This is a genomic window from Comamonas koreensis (assembly GCF_014076495.1).
GTDB lineage: Bacteria > Pseudomonadota > Gammaproteobacteria > Burkholderiales > Burkholderiaceae_C > Comamonas > Comamonas squillarum.
Genome location: NZ_CP043575.1, coordinates 1,692,698 through 1,708,436 on the forward strand (window position 1 = coordinate 1,692,698; position 15,739 = coordinate 1,708,436).

General features: G+C 64.3%; 19 protein-coding genes. 17 read left to right on the forward strand and 2 right to left on the reverse strand.

The window, feature by feature from the left end; translation table 11 throughout:
• The first annotated feature begins 18 nt into the window (after positions 1-18).
• The 7 genes from F0Q04_RS07545 to F0Q04_RS07570 all read left to right on the forward strand — a co-directional run bounded on the left by F0Q04_RS07545 (position 19) and on the right by F0Q04_RS07570 (position 6,442).
• On the forward strand, positions 19-927 hold the full coding sequence (locus F0Q04_RS07545; protein ID WP_182345091.1) for a biotin synthase: 909 nt from the start codon (positions 19-21) through the stop codon (positions 925-927).
• A gap of 310 nt (positions 928-1,237) precedes the next feature.
• Positions 1,238-2,857, forward strand: a complete 1,620-nt coding sequence (gene coxB / locus F0Q04_RS07550; RefSeq protein ID WP_182345092.1) for a cytochrome c oxidase subunit II — start codon at positions 1,238-1,240, stop codon at positions 2,855-2,857.
• A gap of 39 nt (positions 2,858-2,896) precedes the next feature.
• Positions 2,897-4,543, forward strand: coding sequence for a cytochrome c oxidase subunit I (gene ctaD, locus F0Q04_RS07555; RefSeq protein ID WP_116924682.1), 1,647 nt, complete (start codon positions 2,897-2,899; stop codon positions 4,541-4,543).
• Complete coding sequence (locus tag F0Q04_RS24005) at positions 4,540-4,647, forward strand: cytochrome oxidase small assembly protein (RefSeq protein WP_021026279.1); 108 nt, start codon at positions 4,540-4,542, stop codon at positions 4,645-4,647. The genes ctaD and F0Q04_RS24005 overlap by 4 nt, the downstream gene beginning before the upstream one ends.
• Positions 4,648-4,665: 18 nt before the next feature.
• Positions 4,666-5,292 (forward strand): cytochrome c oxidase assembly protein, encoded by a 627-nt coding sequence (locus tag F0Q04_RS07560; protein ID WP_116924683.1) that lies wholly within the window; start codon positions 4,666-4,668, stop codon positions 5,290-5,292.
• Positions 5,292-5,504 (forward strand): DUF2970 domain-containing protein, encoded by a 213-nt coding sequence (locus F0Q04_RS07565; protein ID WP_021026277.1) that lies wholly within the window; start codon positions 5,292-5,294, stop codon positions 5,502-5,504. Before F0Q04_RS07560 ends, F0Q04_RS07565 begins: the two co-directional genes overlap by 1 nt.
• A 56-nt stretch (positions 5,505-5,560) precedes the next feature.
• A complete protein-coding gene (locus tag F0Q04_RS07570; protein WP_182345093.1) occupies positions 5,561-6,442 on the forward strand; it encodes a cytochrome c oxidase subunit 3 in 882 nt (293 codons plus the stop codon).
• Positions 6,443-6,468: 26 nt separating this feature from the next.
• Here F0Q04_RS07570 and F0Q04_RS07575 read toward each other — a convergent pair whose 3' ends face one another.
• On the reverse strand, positions 6,469-6,687 hold the full coding sequence (locus F0Q04_RS07575; RefSeq protein WP_116924685.1) for a DUF2909 domain-containing protein: 219 nt from the start codon (positions 6,685-6,687) through the stop codon (positions 6,469-6,471).
• Between the two features lie 203 nt (positions 6,688-6,890).
• Here F0Q04_RS07575 and F0Q04_RS07580 point away from each other — a divergent pair, with 203 nt between their 5' ends.
• From F0Q04_RS07580 to F0Q04_RS07600, 5 genes are read left to right on the forward strand one after another with little or no spacing between them, the layout of a single operon-like run.
• On the forward strand, positions 6,891-7,715 hold the full coding sequence (locus F0Q04_RS07580) for an SURF1 family protein (RefSeq protein WP_232539542.1): 825 nt from the start codon (positions 6,891-6,893) through the stop codon (positions 7,713-7,715).
• Complete coding sequence (locus F0Q04_RS07585; protein ID WP_182345094.1) at positions 7,648-8,388, forward strand: SCO family protein; 741 nt, start codon at positions 7,648-7,650, stop codon at positions 8,386-8,388. The genes F0Q04_RS07580 and F0Q04_RS07585 overlap by 68 nt, the downstream gene beginning before the upstream one ends.
• A 12-nt stretch (positions 8,389-8,400) precedes the next feature.
• A complete protein-coding gene (locus tag F0Q04_RS07590) occupies positions 8,401-9,531 on the forward strand; it encodes a COX15/CtaA family protein (RefSeq protein ID WP_116924687.1) in 1,131 nt (376 codons plus the stop codon).
• Between the two features lie 33 nt (positions 9,532-9,564).
• Positions 9,565-10,464 (forward strand): heme o synthase, encoded by a 900-nt coding sequence (gene cyoE / locus F0Q04_RS07595; RefSeq protein ID WP_116924688.1) that lies wholly within the window; start codon positions 9,565-9,567, stop codon positions 10,462-10,464.
• Positions 10,465-10,471: 7 nt separating this feature from the next.
• Complete coding sequence (locus F0Q04_RS07600; protein ID WP_116924689.1) at positions 10,472-11,080, forward strand: SCO family protein; 609 nt, start codon at positions 10,472-10,474, stop codon at positions 11,078-11,080.
• A gap of 38 nt (positions 11,081-11,118) precedes the next feature.
• Here F0Q04_RS07600 and F0Q04_RS07605 read toward each other — a convergent pair whose 3' ends face one another.
• On the reverse strand, positions 11,119-11,949 hold the full coding sequence (locus F0Q04_RS07605; protein ID WP_116924690.1) for an urease accessory protein UreD: 831 nt from the start codon (positions 11,947-11,949) through the stop codon (positions 11,119-11,121).
• Between the two features lie 264 nt (positions 11,950-12,213).
• Here F0Q04_RS07605 and F0Q04_RS07610 point away from each other — a divergent pair, with 264 nt between their 5' ends.
• The 5 genes from F0Q04_RS07610 to F0Q04_RS07630 are packed head-to-tail and all read left to right on the forward strand — an operon-like array spanning position 12,214 to position 15,738.
• On the forward strand, positions 12,214-12,516 hold the full coding sequence (locus F0Q04_RS07610) for an urease subunit gamma (RefSeq protein WP_116924691.1): 303 nt from the start codon (positions 12,214-12,216) through the stop codon (positions 12,514-12,516).
• 31 nt (positions 12,517-12,547) lie between these two features.
• Positions 12,548-13,156, forward strand: coding sequence for a HupE/UreJ family protein (locus tag F0Q04_RS07615; protein ID WP_182345096.1), 609 nt, complete (start codon positions 12,548-12,550; stop codon positions 13,154-13,156).
• A 14-nt stretch (positions 13,157-13,170) separates the two neighbouring features.
• A complete protein-coding gene (locus tag F0Q04_RS07620; RefSeq protein ID WP_116924693.1) occupies positions 13,171-13,479 on the forward strand; it encodes an urease subunit beta in 309 nt (102 codons plus the stop codon).
• 43 nt (positions 13,480-13,522) lie between these two features.
• Positions 13,523-15,241 carry an urease subunit alpha gene (ureC, locus tag F0Q04_RS07625; protein WP_182345097.1) on the forward strand — a complete coding sequence of 573 codons (1,719 nt, stop codon included), beginning with the start codon at positions 13,523-13,525 and terminating at the stop codon, positions 15,239-15,241.
• Between the two features lie 14 nt (positions 15,242-15,255).
• Positions 15,256-15,738 carry a GNAT family N-acetyltransferase gene (locus F0Q04_RS07630; RefSeq protein WP_182345098.1) on the forward strand — a complete coding sequence of 161 codons (483 nt, stop codon included), beginning with the start codon at positions 15,256-15,258 and terminating at the stop codon, positions 15,736-15,738.
• Position 15,739: the final 1 nt, after the last annotated feature.

Consider the following 15,739-nt stretch of genomic DNA (forward strand, 5'->3'; position numbering starts at 1 on the left):
AAGCGCAGGTGTTCCCCCATGGCTGAATTTACCGCACCTCCGTCGATCGACCCCAACGCCGCCCATGCCTGGCAGCGGCGCGCGCCTGCGCACAGCCCCTGGCTGCACGAAGAGGTGGGCCGTCGCATGCAGGACCGGCTGCAGTGGATCGTGCAAAAGCCCGAGGCCTGGTGCAGCTGGGAGCCCGTATACGGCGGGCTGGAGGCGCACCAGCAGGTGGCAGAGCGCTACCCGGCGGCCGATATCCATATCGTGGAAAGCCGCCCGGCCCATGCCGCGCTGCTGCGCAGCCAGCTGGACAAGCCCTGGTGGGCGCTGAGCCGCTGGCGCCAGGCCAAGCTGCACTGGGGCCTGCCGGCGCCCGGAAGTGTGCAGATGCTCTGGGCCAATATGGCGCTGCACCAGCATCCCAACCCCCAGCAGCTGCTGCAGACCTGGCACCAGAGCCTGGCGGTCAACGGTTTTGTGATGTTTTCCTGCTTCGGGCCCGATACGCTCAAGGAGCTGCGTGCGGCCTATGCCAGCCAGGGCTGGCCCGCTGCCAGCCATGAGTTTACCGATATGCACGACTGGGGCGATATGCTGGTGCAGGCCGGCTTTGCCGAGCCGGTGATGGACATGGAGCGCATCACCCTGTCGTACTCAGGCGCCGCCCAGTTGCGCGCCGAGCTGCGCGAGCTGGGCCGCAACCTGCACCCGGCCCGCTTTGGCGGCCTGCGTGGCCGCCAGTGGCGCAACCAGCTCGATGCCCTGCTGACGGCCAAGCTGGCCGATGCCCAGGAGCAGGGGCGCCTGGTGGTCTCGTTCGAGATCATCTACGGCCATGCCTTCAAGCCCACGCCGCGCATGAAAGTGCAGGGCGAGAGCAGCATCAGCGTACAGGACATGCAGCAGATGCTGCGCCAGGGGCGCCCAGGTGGCGCCTGATGGCTGGGGCCGCTGCCGGCTCTGCTGATGTGTTGTGCGCAGGCGATTGGGTGATTCAGCAAACCACCTAACATATGGGCGCGCTGTCCAGTGGTGGACAGCTGCTGTTGTCAATCTCCTATGATCCCGGGATTGCATGGGTTGCAATCTTGCGCGGTTGCGGCCATGCTCGCTGTAATGACCAAGTGGCATGGGTGCAAGCGGAGATGCACCCGGCGGTGTCTGCACCACGCGGCTGGATGTCTTCCCCCCACAGGACACCCCAGCCTGCCCTACATAACGATGAGAAGATGAGAAGTAAGTGACAACTATGAAAAGTGATTCTCATAAGCTGGCTTCTTGGCTGCTGCTGGTGGCATCTGGCCTCACCTCGGCAGCACATGCGGTGCAAAGTCTTCCCGGCGGCCCGGCCGTTGGGCAGATGAACCTGGCGCCCCCCGTCACCCGAATTGCCCAGGAGCAGCACACGCTGCACTGGATGATGCTCTGGATCTGCACCATCATCTTTGTCGGTGTGTTCGCGGTGATGTTCTATTCCATCTGGAAGCACCGCAAATCCAAGGGGGCGGTGCCCGCCACCTTCCATGAATCGGTCACGGTCGAGGTCACCTGGACGGTGCTGCCCTTCATCATAGTGATCCTGATGGCCTTGCCGGCGACCAAGGTGCTGGTCGCACAAAAGGACACCACCAATGCCGACCTGACGGTGAAGGTGACTGGCTACCAGTGGAAATGGGGCTACGACTACCTGACCGGCGAAGGCGAGGGCCTGAGCTTTATCTCTACGCTGGACAGCGGCCAGCGCGCGATGTCCAACAGCGGCGATGTCTCCAAGGCGCCCAATGACTACCTGCTGCGCGTCGACAAACCTTTGGTCGTGCCCGTTGACAAGAAGGTGCGCATCATCACCACCGCTGCCGATGTGATCCACTCCTTCATGGTGCCGGCCTTTGGCATCAAGCAGGATGCGATCCCCGGCTTTGTGCGCGACACCTGGTTCCGCGCCGAGAAAACCGGCGACTACTATGGCCAGTGCGCCGAGCTGTGCGGCAAGGAGCATGCCTACATGCCCATCCATGTGAAGGTGCTGTCGGCCAGCGATTACTCCGCATGGGTCGCCGAGCAAAAGAAACTGCTGGCCGCGCAGGCCGATGACCCCAACAAGGTCTGGGAGCTGGCCGCACTGGTGGCCCGGGGCGAGAAGGTCTATGCCGCCAACTGCGCCGCCTGCCACCAGGCCAATGGCAAGGGGGCCGGCCCCATCAAGGCCTTGGATGGCAGCCCGGTGGTGCTGGGCCCCACGGCCGACATGATGCACACGGTGCTCGAAGGCCGCGCCAATGGCGCCATGCCGTCCTGGAAACAGCTGAGCGATACCGACCTGGCAGCGGTCGTCACCTTTACCAAGAACCACTGGAGCAACAAGACCGGCACCATGGTGCAGCCAGCCCAGTTTGTCGCGGCACGTACCGGAAAATTCCCGGAAGGCGGAGGCTTAGCAGGTGCTGCGCCGGCTGCAGCCCCCGCCGCGGCCCCTGCGGCGTCTGATGCCGGCGCTGCTGCAACCGCTGCGCCTGCTGCGCCTGCTGCGGCATCGGCATCGGCCACCGCAGAGGCGCCGATCTCCCAGGTGCTGTTTGCCAGTGGCAAGAGTGAGCTCGACAGCCAGGCCCAGGAGGCCGTGAAGAAAGCCGCCACCACGCTGGCCGGCCAAAGCGGCAAGGTGGCGTTGTCCGGTTTTGTCGATGGCACCGGCAATGCCGACCAGAATGCCGAGCTGGCCAAGAAGCGCGCGCAGGCCGTGGCCGAGCTGCTGGTGGCCCAAGGCGTGGCAGAGGCGCGTATCGAGATGCGCAAGCCGCAGACCATAACCGCAGGTGAGGGCGCTGACAGCCAGGCGCGCCGTGTCGATATTGTTGCTGCACCCTAAGGCGTGCAAGCCCTAGAAGAGCCATCGGAGTCAAGATTTATGAGCGCTGTTCTCCCCACAGACCCCAGCCATAGCGACCACGGCCACGCCGACCATGCCCACGACGACCACCACCATGGTGCGCCCACGGGCTGGCGGCGCTGGGTGTTTGCCACCAACCACAAGGACATCGGTACGCTCTACCTGCTGTTCTCGTTCACCATGCTGATGGTGGGTGGCGTGCTGGCGCTGCTGATCCGTGCCGAGCTGTTCCAGCCCGGGCTGCAGCTGGTCAACCCCGAGCTGTTCAACCAGCTGACGACGATGCACGGGCTGATCATGGTGTTTGGCGCGATCATGCCGGCCTTTGTCGGCTTTGCGAACTGGATGCTGCCGCTGCAGATTGGCGCGAGCGACATGGCCTTTGCGCGCATGAACAACTTCAGCTTCTGGCTGATGATCCCGGCCGGCCTGATGCTGGTGGGCTCGTTCTTCATGCCCGGCGGCGCGCCCGCTGCCGGCTGGACCTTGTACGCGCCATTGACCCTGCAAATGGGTCCGTCGATGGACACCAGCATATTTGCGATGCACATCATGGGCGCCTCGTCCATCATGGGCTCGATCAACATCATCGTCACTATTTTGAACATGCGCGCGCCAGGCATGACCTTGATGAAGATGCCGATGTTCGCCTGGACCTGGCTGATCACCGCCTACTTGCTGATTGCCGTGATGCCGGTGCTCGCTGGCGCAATCACGATGACCCTGACCGACCGCCACTTCGGCACCAGCTTCTTCAACCCCGCTGGCGGTGGTGATCCAGTGATGTACCAGCATATCTTCTGGTTCTTCGGCCACCCCGAGGTCTACATCATGATCTTGCCGGCCTTTGGCATCATCAGCCAGATCGTGCCGGCCTTCAGCCGCAAGAAGCTGTTTGGCTATGCCTCGATGGTCTATGCGGTGGCAGCGATTGCGATCCTGTCCTTTATCGTCTGGGCGCACCATATGTTCACCACCGGCATGCCGGTGACCGGCCAGCTGTTCTTCATGTACGCAACCATGCTGATCTCGGTGCCGACGGCGGTGAAGATCTTCAACTGGGTGGCGACGATGTGGCGCGGCTCGATGACCTTCGAGACGCCGATGCTGTTCTCGGTGGGCTTTATCTTTGTGTTCACGATGGGGGGCTTCACCGGCCTGATCCTGTCGATGGCGCCCATCGACATCCAGCTGCAGGACACCTACTACGTGGTGGCGCACTTCCACTATGTGCTGGTGGCCGGTTCGCTGTTCTCGATGTTCGCTGGCTACTACTACTGGGCGCCCAAGTGGACAGGCGTGATGTATTCGGAGTCGCGCGGCCGCATCCACTTCTGGGGCTCGCTGATCTTCTTCAACATCACCTTTTTCCCGATGCACTTTCTGGGTCTGGCCGGCATGCCACGCCGCTATGCCGACTACCCGATGCAGTTTGCCGACTTCAACATGATCGCCTCGATCGGCGCCTTCGGCTTTGGTCTGATGCAGGTGTATTTCTTCGCCTTTGTGGTCTGGCCCGGCATGCGCCACCGCGGCGAGAAGGCTCCGCAAAAGCCCTGGGAAGGTGCCGAGGGTCTGGAGTGGGAGGTGCCATCGCCCGCGCCATTCCACACCTTTGAGACCCCGCCCAAGCTGGACGCCACTGCGACCAAGGTGATTGGATGATCACGCCGGCGCAGCGCAAGGCCAACCGGCGACTGGCATGGATTCTGGCGTCGATCGCGCTGGCGTTCTTCATCGGATTTCTCGTAAAAATGACGGTGCTCTAGCAGCACAGGGAGCAGCAGGTGAGCAGACACGCAGACAACGCGAAGATGGTGGGCAAGCTGGCCGTGGTCGCCTTTGGCATGTTTGCCTTCGGCTACGCGCTGATCCCGCTGTACAAGCGCATCTGCGAGGTCACCGGCATCAACATCCTGGCGCTGACTGAGCGCGATGTGCCGGGCAACGGCACGGCCGGCAAGAACGTCAAGCTCAACAGCCAGGTCGACGAGAGCCGCACTATCACCGTCGAGTTCGACGCGAATGCGCGCGGGCCCTGGAGCTTCAAGCCGGCGGTGCGCTCGATGCAGGTGCACCCTGGCGCGCTGAGCACGGTGATGTACGAGTTCCGCAACGAGCAGGACCACCGCATGTCGGCCCAGGCGATTCCCAGCTATGCGCCCAAGCAGGCCGCACCGTATTTCAACAAGCTCGAATGCTTCTGCTTCAACCAGTACACCTTGGAGCCGGGCGAGCGCAAGGAATGGCCGGTGGCCTTTGTGATCGACCCCAAGCTGTCCAAGGATGTGACGACGATCACCTTGTCCTACACCTTCTTTGAGGTCGGTGGCCGCATCCCGGCGGCACCTGCATCGACGGCGGTGCTGGCGCCTGCGGTGCAGGGTGCTGGCGCGCCGGCAGGGGCATCCTGATGGCCAGCGCGCCCGGCCCGCAACCGCCGCGCAAGGGCAATCTCTGGCGCACGGTCAAAGCCGTGGCCTGGTCGTTTTTGGGCGTGCGCAAGGGTTCGGAATGGCAAGAGGATGGCGTGCAGATCACGCCACTGCAGGTGATCGCCGTGGGTTTGGTGGCGATCTTCCTGTTTGTGCTGGGGTTGATGGCCCTGGTGCAATGGTTGGTTTGATGCCAGTATTGGCATAGCGGAAGAATGAATCAATAAACGAAATACCAGGAGCAGCGATGAGTGCGACTTCCCATGGCACCACACCGTACTACTATGTTCCGGCCGAGTCCCGCCACCCGGTGATGGCGGCCATTGGGCTGGGCTTTGTTATTGCCGGCGCCGGCAACTGGGTCAATGGCCACACCTGGGGCATGTACCTGCTCTTTGTCGGCATTGCCTGGTGGCTGTGTGTGCTGTACCAGTGGTTTGGTGATGCGATCCGTGAAAGCGAGCAGGGCCTCTACAGCCACCGCATCGACCTGTCCTACCGCTGGAGCATGAGCTGGTTCATCTTCTCGGAGGTGATGTTCTTTGGCGCCTTCTTCACCGCGCTGTGGTGGGCGCGTGCCCATTCGCTGCCGGCGCTGGGCAGCCTGGACAATGCCATTCTCTGGCCCGACTTCAAGGCTGTATGGCCCAGCGTGGAAATGGGCGCGACCGCCTCGCCAGCGGGCATCGTCGAGCCGTTCCAGACCGTGGGGCCCTTCTGGCTTCCCACCATCAATACCGCGCTGCTGCTGACCTCGGGCGTTACCTTGACCATTGCCCACCATGCCTTGCAGGCCGACCAGCGCAGCAAATGCATCCGCTTCATGTGGATGACCGTGGTGCTGGGCATCGTCTTCCTCTGCGTACAGGGCTACGAGTACTTCCACCTCTACACCGAGCTGAACCTCAAGCTCAACTCCGGCACCTACGGCTCCACCTTCTACATGCTGACGGGCTTCCACGGCTTGCATGTGTTCATCGGCATGCTGATGCTGCTGGTCATCACCTTGCGGCTGCAAAAAGGCCATTTCACCGCCAAGAAGCACTTTGGCTTTGAGGGTGCTGCCTGGTACTGGCACTTTGTCGATGTGGTCTGGCTGGGCCTCTATATCCTCGTGTACTGGATGTAGTTGGGGTGGGGGTGCTGCCGAGGGCCTCAAGCCCCCAGCGGTATGCCATGGGGCTGCAGGTAGCCCAGCTTCCAGGCCAGCAAGATGCCGGCAAACACCAGCACCGACAGCGCAATGCGCAAGGTCAGCGCCCAGGCCATGCGCTTGCTGCCGGCGCCGGACTGGTTGCCGCGCAGCATGAAAATCCCGGCCGCTGCCAGGCAGGCCAGTATCACGACAAAGGCGAGTGCGATGAGCAGATGCATGGTGCTGTCCTCAGGGTGGTCTCGGTGTTCTTGGAGTGCGCTGCGAGTCGCTTCGAACGGCTCTCTGGCGCCCGGCGCAACAAACCCATTGTGCGGCAGCGCCAGACGGGGCGCTATCGGCCTGCACCCCAATAGCCTCTCCTCGCAGCATTGTGGCCAGCGTGCTGCTGGCTGCCGCGCTCTGCACCGGGTATAAGCAGCGTATGCCCGCGCCTTCTGCTTCCTCCTCCATCCCCAAGACCCCTACGGAGCGCCGCGCCCAGCTGCGTTTTGTGCTGATCACCGTTGCGGCAGCAGCCTCGATGCTGCTGACCGCCTCGCTGGGGTTCTGGCAGCTGCGCCGCGCCGATGAGAAGCTGGCCTACCATGCCCAGCTCGATGCGCGTGCAGCCCTGCCGGCGCTGGACGGGGCCAGCCTGTTGCAACCCATGAATGAGGCCGAGCGTTCCAGCCTGCAGCACCGCCAGGTGGTGCTGCGAGGCGAATGGCTGCCACAGTACTCGGTCTACCTGGACAACCGCCAGATGCAGGCGCGCCCCGGTTTTTATGTGCTGACACCGCTGCGCCTGGCCGGCTCGGTAGCGCCAGGCCAGCCGCAGACCGTGCTGGTGCAGCGGGGCTGGGCGCCCCGCAATTTTGAAGACCGCCTGGCGCTGCCGCAGGTGCAAACGCCTGGCGGTACCGTGCAATTGCAGGGCCGGGTGGCGGGCCAGCCGGCGCGCCTTTTGGAGCTGCAGACGTCCGCCGCGCAGCCAGGGGTTTCCCGAATCCGGCAGAATCTCGACACCGATGCTTACGCGCAGGAGACCGGACTGCCCTTGGCAGCACTGACCGTGGTGCAGACCGGGCCGGCCAGTGAGGGCCTGCTGCGCGACTGGCCCGTAGTAGGCAGCGGCGTGGAAAAGCATTATGGTTATGCATTTCAATGGTTTGGTCTGTGTAGCCTGATTGCGATCCTCTATGTCTGGTTCCAAATTGTCCGACGTGTCCTTCGACGCCGCAGCCACCCAGGCGCCGCCGCCCGCTGACGAGGCGCTGCTGGGCCTGACCGTGCATGGCCTGCCGCCTGCCGAGCAGGCGGAAGCCGCACTGGAGGAGGCCGAGCGCTCGCGCAGTGGCCGCCTCAAGATGCTGCTGGTGCTGCTGGTCTGTGCGGCGCCGGTGATCGCGTCCTACTTCACCTACTACGTGATCCGTCCCGAAGGGCGGCGCAATTTTGGCGAGCTGGTGGGCCAGCAGCCGACGATTCCGGTCGCGCAGGTCAAGACCCTGGACGGCCAGCCCTTTGAGCTGCAAAGCCTCAAGGGCCAGTGGTTGCTGCTGAGTGCCTCGGGCGCGGCCTGCGACGAGGTCTGCCAGAACAACCTCTACCTGCAGCGCCAGCTGCGCGAGAGCCTGGGCCGTGAGAAGGACCGGCTGGACTGGGTCTGGCTGGTGACCGATGACGGCGAGCCGCCGCCAGCCTTGCGCACGGCACTGGACCAGGCCACCGTGCTGCGGGTGCCCCAGGCGCTGGTGGTCCAGTGGCTGCAGCCGGCGGCCGGCCAGCAGTTGGGCGAACATTTGTACGTGGTGGACCCGCTGGGCCACTGGATGATGCGTTTTCCCGCCCAGCTCAGCCGCTCCGATGCGGCCAAGGCGCGCAAGGATCTGGAGCGGCTGCTGCGTGCGTCGTCGAGTTGGGACAAGGAAGGGCGGTAGTGGATAGCTAGCATGACATCGCAGGATTTATATGATTTCGCGCCGCTGGCGCGTGTGTTGCTGACCGGGGCCATCATTGCGCTGGGCCCCATCGTCTGGATTTGGTGGCGCCACCGCGGTGCCACGCCGCTCAAGCGCCTGCAGGTGCTCGCGGTGCTGACCCTGTTCCTGTCCTTTGACCTGGTGATGTTTGGCGCGTTCACGCGCCTGACCGATTCGGGCCTGGGCTGCCCGGACTGGCCGGGCTGCTACGGCAATGCCAGCCCGATTGGCGCGCATGCCGAGATCTCTGCCGCGCAGGCGGCGATGCCGACCGGCCCGGTGACCCATGGCAAGGCCTGGGTGGAGATGATCCACCGCTACCTGGCCACTGCGGTGGGCGGCCTCATCATTGTGCTGACAGCCAGTGCCTGGCTGCAGCGCAAACGCGGCGGGCCGCAGCCGATCAGCCCCTGGTGGCCGACGGTCACCCTGGTCTGGGTGCTGATCCAGGGGGCCTTTGGCGCGCTCACGGTGACGATGAAGCTGTTCCCGGCGATTGTCACCTTGCACCTGCTGGGCGGCACCGTGCTCTTGATGCTATTAACCGTGCAGGCAACGCGCCACACGCAATTTGCCGATAATCTAGGGTTAGTCCCAGTGCCGCGCCTGTTGCGCGGCCTGGTGGCGGTCACGGCGCTGCTGGTGTTTGCGCAGGTGACCCTGGGTGGCTGGGTCAGTACCAACTATGCGGTGCTGGCCTGCACCAGCTTTCCCATGTGCAATGGCGCGTGGTGGCCGGCGATGAACTTTGACGGGTTCCAGATCTGGCGCCCGCTGGGCTTTCTGGCCGACGGTGCGCATATCAGCTATGAAGCGCTGGTGGCCATCCACTACATGCACCGGCTGTTTGCCTACCTGGTGATTGCCGCCTTGCTGTGGCTGGGCTGGGCCCTGCGCACGGTGCCGCTGCTACGGCAGCAGCGCCGCTGGCTGGTGGGCCTGACGCTGCTGCAATTTGCCACGGGACTGTCGAATGTGGTGCTGGACTGGCCGATGCTGGCGGCCGTTTTGCACACCGGGGGCGCTGCCGCCATCATGGTGGTGCTGACCTGGATCTGGTGTACTGCGGGCCCTGAACCTGCCCGCAGTGCTGCGAGTTGATGACGCTGTATGGAACAAAGACTGAGTGCCCCGATGACCGAACTTGCCGCAACGCCAATGCCGAACCGCTTTGCGCAGTTCTATGCATTGACCAAACCCAAGGTGGTGCAGCTGATTGTGTTTTGCGCACTGATCGGCATGGTGCTGGCCGTGCCCGGTGTGCCCACCGGCGCCGAGCTGCTGCGCATGGCCGTCGCGTGTGTGGGCATCTGGCTGGTGGCGGGGGCCGCTGCCGCCTTCAATTGCCTGGTCGAGCAGAGCATCGATGCGCGCATGAAGCGCACCGCCTGGCGCCCCACAGCGCGCGGTGAGCTGTCCAACCTGCAGACCCTGATGTTTTCTGCCGGGCTGTGCATCGCCGGCTCGGCCATTCTGATCGTCTGGATCAACGCCATCACGATGTGGCTGACCTTTGCGACCTTTGTCGGTTATGCCGTCATCTACACGGTGATCCTCAAGCCGCTGACACCGCAGAACATCGTGATCGGTGGCGCATCGGGCGCGATGCCCCCCGTGCTGGGCTGGGCCGCGATGACCGGCGATGTCTCGCCCCAGGCGCTGCTGCTGTTTTTGATCATCTTCCTGTGGACGCCGCCGCACTTCTGGGCACTGGCGCTGTACCGGGTCGAGGACTACCGCAAGTCCGGCCTGCCGATGCTGCCGGTCACGCATGGGAACTATTACACCCGCGTGCAGGTCTTGCTCTACACCGTGGTCTTGTTTGCCGCCGGCCTGCTGCCCTTCATCATCCAGATGAGCTCCTGGATCTACCTGGTGGCCGCAGTCGTGCTGGGTGCCGGGTTCTTTGGCTATGCCTTTGCGCTGTGGCGCAATTACTCCGACGCGCTGGCGCGCAAGACTTTCCGTTTTTCGCTGGTCTACCTCAGCCTGCTGTTTGTGGCGCTGCTGGTGGACCACTATGTGAGCTGGTAAATCTGCAATGAACAAGCGCAATGCCCTTCGCTGGCTGGCGGGCTCGGCCATGCTGGCCTCGGCCGCCGGTGTCCTCACCGCCTGCAAATCCAAGGCCGATTTCAACGCCATCGACCTGACGGGCAGCAAGGAGTATGGGCAGGATTTCTCCATGCCCGACCAGCATGGCCAGCGCCGCAGCATGGCCGACTTCAAGGGCAAGGTCGTGCTGGTGTTCTTTGGCTTTACCCAGTGCCCCGATGTCTGCCCGACCACTTTGGGCGACCTGGCCGCCGTCAAGCAAAAGCTCGGCGCAAAGGGTGACAAGCTGCAGGTGATCTTCGCCTCGGTCGATCCATCGCGCGACACGCCCGAAATCTTGCAGGCCTACCTCGCCAACTTTGACCCCAGCTTTCTGGCGCTGCGCGGCAGCGACGAGGAAACGGCCAAGATGGCCAAGGACTTCAAGGTCTACTACAAGCGGGTCGAGGGCCAGACCCCGGGCAGCTACACGATGGACCATACCGCTGGCGACTACATCTTTGACCCGCAAGGGCGCCTGCGCTTGTACAGCCGCTATGGCACCCCCGTTGAAACGCTGGCCAAAGATATCGAGCAGCTGATCGACGGCGCTTAAGCGCTTACACGCTTAACAGCGCTGGGCAAGCGCTGCACTCACATCGACCAGATACGCGGCCGCTGCGCCGGCAGGCCCCAGAGGCTGCTGCGCCAGTGGCCCCAGACCGTCTTCCACAGCTGCATCGCCGGCTCCACCACGGGCGCCAGGCCACGCAGCACCAGCATATGCTCGTTCGGCGCGGTCACCCCGGCCATCAACCCCGCTGGGCCTGCGTCCAGCAGCTGCTGGGTGCTCTCCAGCAGCGCTTCGCGTTGCGCGCGGTTGATGGGCGAGCCGCTGGCGTAGATCAAACTCCCCAGGCAGCGCTGGCCCGCCAGGCCCAGCTGTGCGTTGAGCAGCAGCCCATCATCGGCCCGGATACGGCCGCGTTCCAGAAAATGCCCCGGCCATGCGATGTGCTGCGAAAACACGCCCTGGGTAAAGGGCTGACCCGCCAGCGGCAGGCCCAGCGCGGTGATGTCCCAGGTCAGCAGCTCTGCATCCGGTGCCAGTTCCATCTGCAGCTCATTGGCCGCATCGCAGGCGTTGTAGGCAATGGCTTCCAGCGGCAACCATTCCAGCCGGGCGCCGGCCTGCAGTTTGAGGCGGGTGCGCTGCAAGGCCGGCTGGCCATTGCTCTTGTAAAAGCGCGTTGCGCCCGGCGTGGTGACGAGCGCATGGGCGCCTGCCGCCACCTCGACCGAGATATCCAGCATATCGCCACCCACCAGGCCGCCGGGCGGGTGCACCAGCACGTTGTGGCAAATGCCCGGGCCTTCGGGGTAGAGGCTTTTGAGAATGCGCAGCGGGCCATCGTGGCTGAACTGCACCGACGTCTTGCCGGCTTGCTGGCCGTAGCGCAGGTCTAGTTGGGCATGCCAGCTCATGGCTGCGGCGGGCGGTGGGTGCCTGGCGGGCAGCAGGGCGCAAGGGCCGGGATCGGGAGCGGGAGCAGGGGGACGAAAGACATGCGTGGGCTTTTGCAAGCCACGTGCCAGGAACTGCACTGCTCTGGGGTGTGGTCTGTGCCGAATTGGTGCATGCGCGGCTGCTGTGCATGCATGTGGTGCAAGGCGGGCGGGTGGCGGCACGGAAAGCGTGCATGCCCAGCCGTTGTAGCCCCTTGGCATGTGCCTTGCTTTGCACTAGGTATGGAACTGACACCTCGCGAAAAAGACAAGCTGCTGATCTTTACCGCCGCCTTGCTGGCCGAGCGGCGCCTGGCCCGGGGGCTCAAGCTGAACTACCCCGAGGCGGTGGCGCTGATCAGCGCCTTTGTGATGGAGGGCGCGCGCGATGGCAAGACCGTTGCCCAACTGATGAGCGCCGGCCGCACGGTGCTCACGCGCGCCGACGTGATGGAGGGCATTCCCGAGATGATTGCCGATATCCAGATCGAGGCGACCTTTCCCGATGGCACCAAGCTCGTCACCGTGCATGAGCCCATTGTCTGAACCTCCCATTTTTCTCGCGCACTCGACCACTATGAACTTCAAGAAATTCTCTGCCGCGCTGGCCACCGCCGCTGCGGCTTTGCCGCTGTCAGCCATGGCCCATGTGGGCGCCGATGGTGGCGGCCACCATGGCCTTTTGAGCAGCTTTGGCCATGCCTTTGCCCATCCGTTTACTGGCGCCGACCATATGGCCGCGATGTTGGCCGTGGGCGCCTGGAGTGCGCTGACGGTGACGCCCGCCTGGCGCGCACCGGCCGCCTTTGTGGCCCTGCTGGTGGCGGGGGCGCTGGCAGGTTTTGCCGGTCTGTGGGTGCCCGGCGTGGAGCCGATGATTGCCGCATCGGTGCTGGTGTTGGGCCTGCTGGTGGCGGTGCAAAAGCAGATGCCCTGGGTGCTGGCCGCTGCGCTGGCCGGGGTGTTTGCGTTTTTCCATGGCGCGGCCCACGGCTTTGAGCTGGCAGCAGATTCGGCGTTGGCATCGGCGGGCGCGCTGGCGGGCATGGCGCTGGGCTCGGCCTTGTTGCATGTGGGCGGCATGGTGCTGGGCAAGGCCCTCATGCAGCGCCACCGCTGGCTGGCCAAGCTGGCGGGCGGGGCCACCGCGGTCTTGGGCGCGGCCATGCTGACGCGCCTGGCCTGACGAGGAGCGGCACCATGATCCCAGGTGAACTGCTGCTGGACGAGGGCGAACACACGCTGAACCCCGGGCGCCGTACCACCACGCTGGTGGTACACAACGCGAGCGACCGGCCCATCCAGGTAGGGTCGCACTACCACTTTGCCGAGACCAATGCCGGCCTGAGCTTCGACCGCCAGGCGGCGCACGGCATGCGACTGCATATTGCCAGCGGCATGGCGGTGCGCTTTGAGCCCGGCCAGCAGCGCACGGTGGAGCTGGTGGATGTTGGCGGCGAGCGGCAGATCTACGGTTTTCGCGGCCTGGTGCAAGGGGCGCTGGAATGAAGCCCGGCATGCTGTGCCAGCGTTCTAAGACAGGATGGTTCTGATGGCAACAATGGACAGACGCGCATACGCAGAGACCTATGGGCCCACGGTGGGTGACCGCCTGCGCCTGGCCGATACCGAACTGGTCGTGCAGGTGGAGCAGGACTTCACCCTGCGTGCGGGCGGCTACGGCGAAGAGGTGAAGTTTGGCGGTGGCAAGACCATCCGTGATGGCATGGCGCAAAGCCAGCGCAGCAGTGCGCAGGGCGCGATGGACACGGTGCTGACCAATGCGCTGATCATCGACCACTGGGGCATCGTCAAGGCGGACATTGGCCTGAAGGCCGGCCGCATTGCCGCGATTGGCAAGGCCGGCAACCCGGACACGCAGCCGGGTGTGGACATCATCATTGGCCCGGGCACCGAGATCATCAGCTGCGAAGGCATGGTCGTGACCGCTGGCGGCATCGACACGCACATCCACTTCATCGCGCCCCAGCAGATCGAAGAGGCGCTGACCAGCGGCGTGACGACGATGATTGGTGGCGGCACCGGCCCGGCCACCGGCACCTTTGCGACCACCTGCACGCCCGGCGCCTGGAACATGGAGCGCATGCTGCAGGCGGCCGATGCCTTCCCGATGAACCTGGGCTTTCTGGGCAAGGGCAATGCCAGCCTGCCGCTGGCCCTGCATGAGCAGATCGATGCCGGCGCGATTGGCCTCAAGCTGCACGAGGACTGGGGCAGCACGCCGGCGGCCATCGACAACTGCCTGGATGTGGCCGAGCTCACCGACACCCAGGTGGCGATCCATACCGATACGCTCAACGAAAGCGGCTTTGTCGAAGACACGGTGGCCGCGTTCAAGGGCCGCACCATCCACACCTTCCACACCGAAGGGGCGGGCGGCGGCCATGCGCCCGATATCTTGAAAGTGGTGGGCGAGGCCAATGTGCTGCCCAGCTCGACCAACCCGACGCGGCCCTACACGATCAACACCTTGGATGAGCATGTGGACATGCTGATGGTCTGCCACCACCTTGATGCCGGGATTGCCGAGGACCTGGCCTTTGCTGAAAGCCGCATCCGCAAGGAAACCATTGCGGCCGAGGATATCCTGCACGACATTGGCGCCATCAGCATGTTCAGCTCCGACAGCCAGGCCATGGGCCGGGTGGGTGAGGTGATCCTGCGCACCTGGCAGACGGCGCACAAGATGAAGCTCCAGCGCGGCGCCTTGCCCGGCGACAGCGAGCGGCATGACAACTTCCGCATCAAGCGCTACATCGCCAAGTACACGATCAACCCGGCCATTGCCCATGGCATCAGCCATGAGGTGGGCAGCCTCGAAGTGGGCAAGTGGGCCGATATCGTCATCTGGAAGCCGGCCTTCTTTGGCGTCAAACCCAGCTGCATTCTCAAGGGCGGCTTTATCGCGATGGCGGCCATGGGTGACCCCAATGCCTCGATCCCGACACCCCAGCCGGTGCACTACCGCCCGATGTTTGGCGCCTTTGGCGGGGCGATTGCCAGGACCTCACTGACCTTTGTCTCGCAAGCGGGCTTGGCTGCCGGCATTGGCCAGCGCTTTGGCCTGGCCAAGACCTTGTCGGCTGTCAAAGGCATACGCGGCTTGCAAAAGCAGCACATGGTGCACAACGACCTGGCGCCGCACATGGAGGTCGATGCCCAGACCTATGCGGTGCGCGCCGATGGCCAGCTGCTGACCTGCGAGCCAGCGAGCAGCCTGCCGATGGCCCAGCGTTATTTTCTGTTTTGAACCGGTAAGGACCCATGGCAAGCCCATTGATTTTCAAGCTGGACCCCGTGACCGACGCGCGCGTGCTGGCCTTTTTGGAAGCGCACCTGAGCGATATGCGCCGTATCTCGCCGCCCGAGAGCGTGCATGCGCTCGACCCCGCGCAGCTGCGCGCGCCCGGGCTGCAGCTGTGGACCGGCTGGACCGCTGCGCAGGAGCCCAAGGCCTTGGTCGCCACCTGCGCGCTCAAGACCCTGGATGCCGGCCACCTGGAGCTCAAATCGATGCGGGTGGAGGCGGCGCAACGCGGCTCAGGCGCCGCCCAGCAGGTGCTAGACCATGTGCTGGCCCAGGCCCGCGCGATGGGGGCCAGGCGCATCAGCCTGGAGACGGGTACCGAGGCCTTTTTTGCACCGGCGCGCCGTTTTTACGCGCGCAATGGCTTTGTCCCCTGCGCACCGTTTGGCAGCTACCAGCCCGATCCGAACAGCTGCTTTATGCGCCTGGAGCTGCCATGAC

Coding starts and splice junctions, on each gene's coding strand:
- F0Q04_RS07565 (WP_021026277.1), top strand. CDS start 5,292: ATGGCCAGCGCGCCCGGCCCGCAACCGCCGCGCAAGGGCAATCTCTGG.
- ctaD (WP_116924682.1), top strand. CDS start 2,897: ATGAGCGCTGTTCTCCCCACAGACCCCAGCCATAGCGACCACGGCCAC.
- F0Q04_RS07610 (WP_116924691.1), top strand. CDS start 12,214: ATGGAACTGACACCTCGCGAAAAAGACAAGCTGCTGATCTTTACCGCC.
- F0Q04_RS24005 (WP_021026279.1), top strand. CDS start 4,540: ATGATCACGCCGGCGCAGCGCAAGGCCAACCGGCGACTGGCATGGATT.
- F0Q04_RS07570 (WP_182345093.1), top strand. CDS start 5,561: ATGAGTGCGACTTCCCATGGCACCACACCGTACTACTATGTTCCGGCC.
- F0Q04_RS07580 (WP_232539542.1), top strand. CDS start 6,891: ATGCCCGCGCCTTCTGCTTCCTCCTCCATCCCCAAGACCCCTACGGAG.
- cyoE (WP_116924688.1), top strand. CDS start 9,565: ATGACCGAACTTGCCGCAACGCCAATGCCGAACCGCTTTGCGCAGTTC.
- F0Q04_RS07575 (WP_116924685.1), bottom strand. CDS start 6,687: ATGCATCTGCTCATCGCACTCGCCTTTGTCGTGATACTGGCCTGCCTG.
- F0Q04_RS07585 (WP_182345094.1), top strand. CDS start 7,648: ATGTCTGGTTCCAAATTGTCCGACGTGTCCTTCGACGCCGCAGCCACC.
- F0Q04_RS07630 (WP_182345098.1), top strand. CDS start 15,256: ATGGCAAGCCCATTGATTTTCAAGCTGGACCCCGTGACCGACGCGCGC.
- F0Q04_RS07600 (WP_116924689.1), top strand. CDS start 10,472: ATGAACAAGCGCAATGCCCTTCGCTGGCTGGCGGGCTCGGCCATGCTG.
- ureC (WP_182345097.1), top strand. CDS start 13,523: ATGGCAACAATGGACAGACGCGCATACGCAGAGACCTATGGGCCCACG.
- F0Q04_RS07615 (WP_182345096.1), top strand. CDS start 12,548: ATGAACTTCAAGAAATTCTCTGCCGCGCTGGCCACCGCCGCTGCGGCT.
- F0Q04_RS07590 (WP_116924687.1), top strand. CDS start 8,401: ATGACATCGCAGGATTTATATGATTTCGCGCCGCTGGCGCGTGTGTTG.
- F0Q04_RS07545 (WP_182345091.1), top strand. CDS start 19: ATGGCTGAATTTACCGCACCTCCGTCGATCGACCCCAACGCCGCCCAT.
- coxB (WP_182345092.1), top strand. CDS start 1,238: ATGAAAAGTGATTCTCATAAGCTGGCTTCTTGGCTGCTGCTGGTGGCA.
- F0Q04_RS07605 (WP_116924690.1), bottom strand. CDS start 11,949: ATGAGCTGGCATGCCCAACTAGACCTGCGCTACGGCCAGCAAGCCGGC.
- F0Q04_RS07620 (WP_116924693.1), top strand. CDS start 13,171: ATGATCCCAGGTGAACTGCTGCTGGACGAGGGCGAACACACGCTGAAC.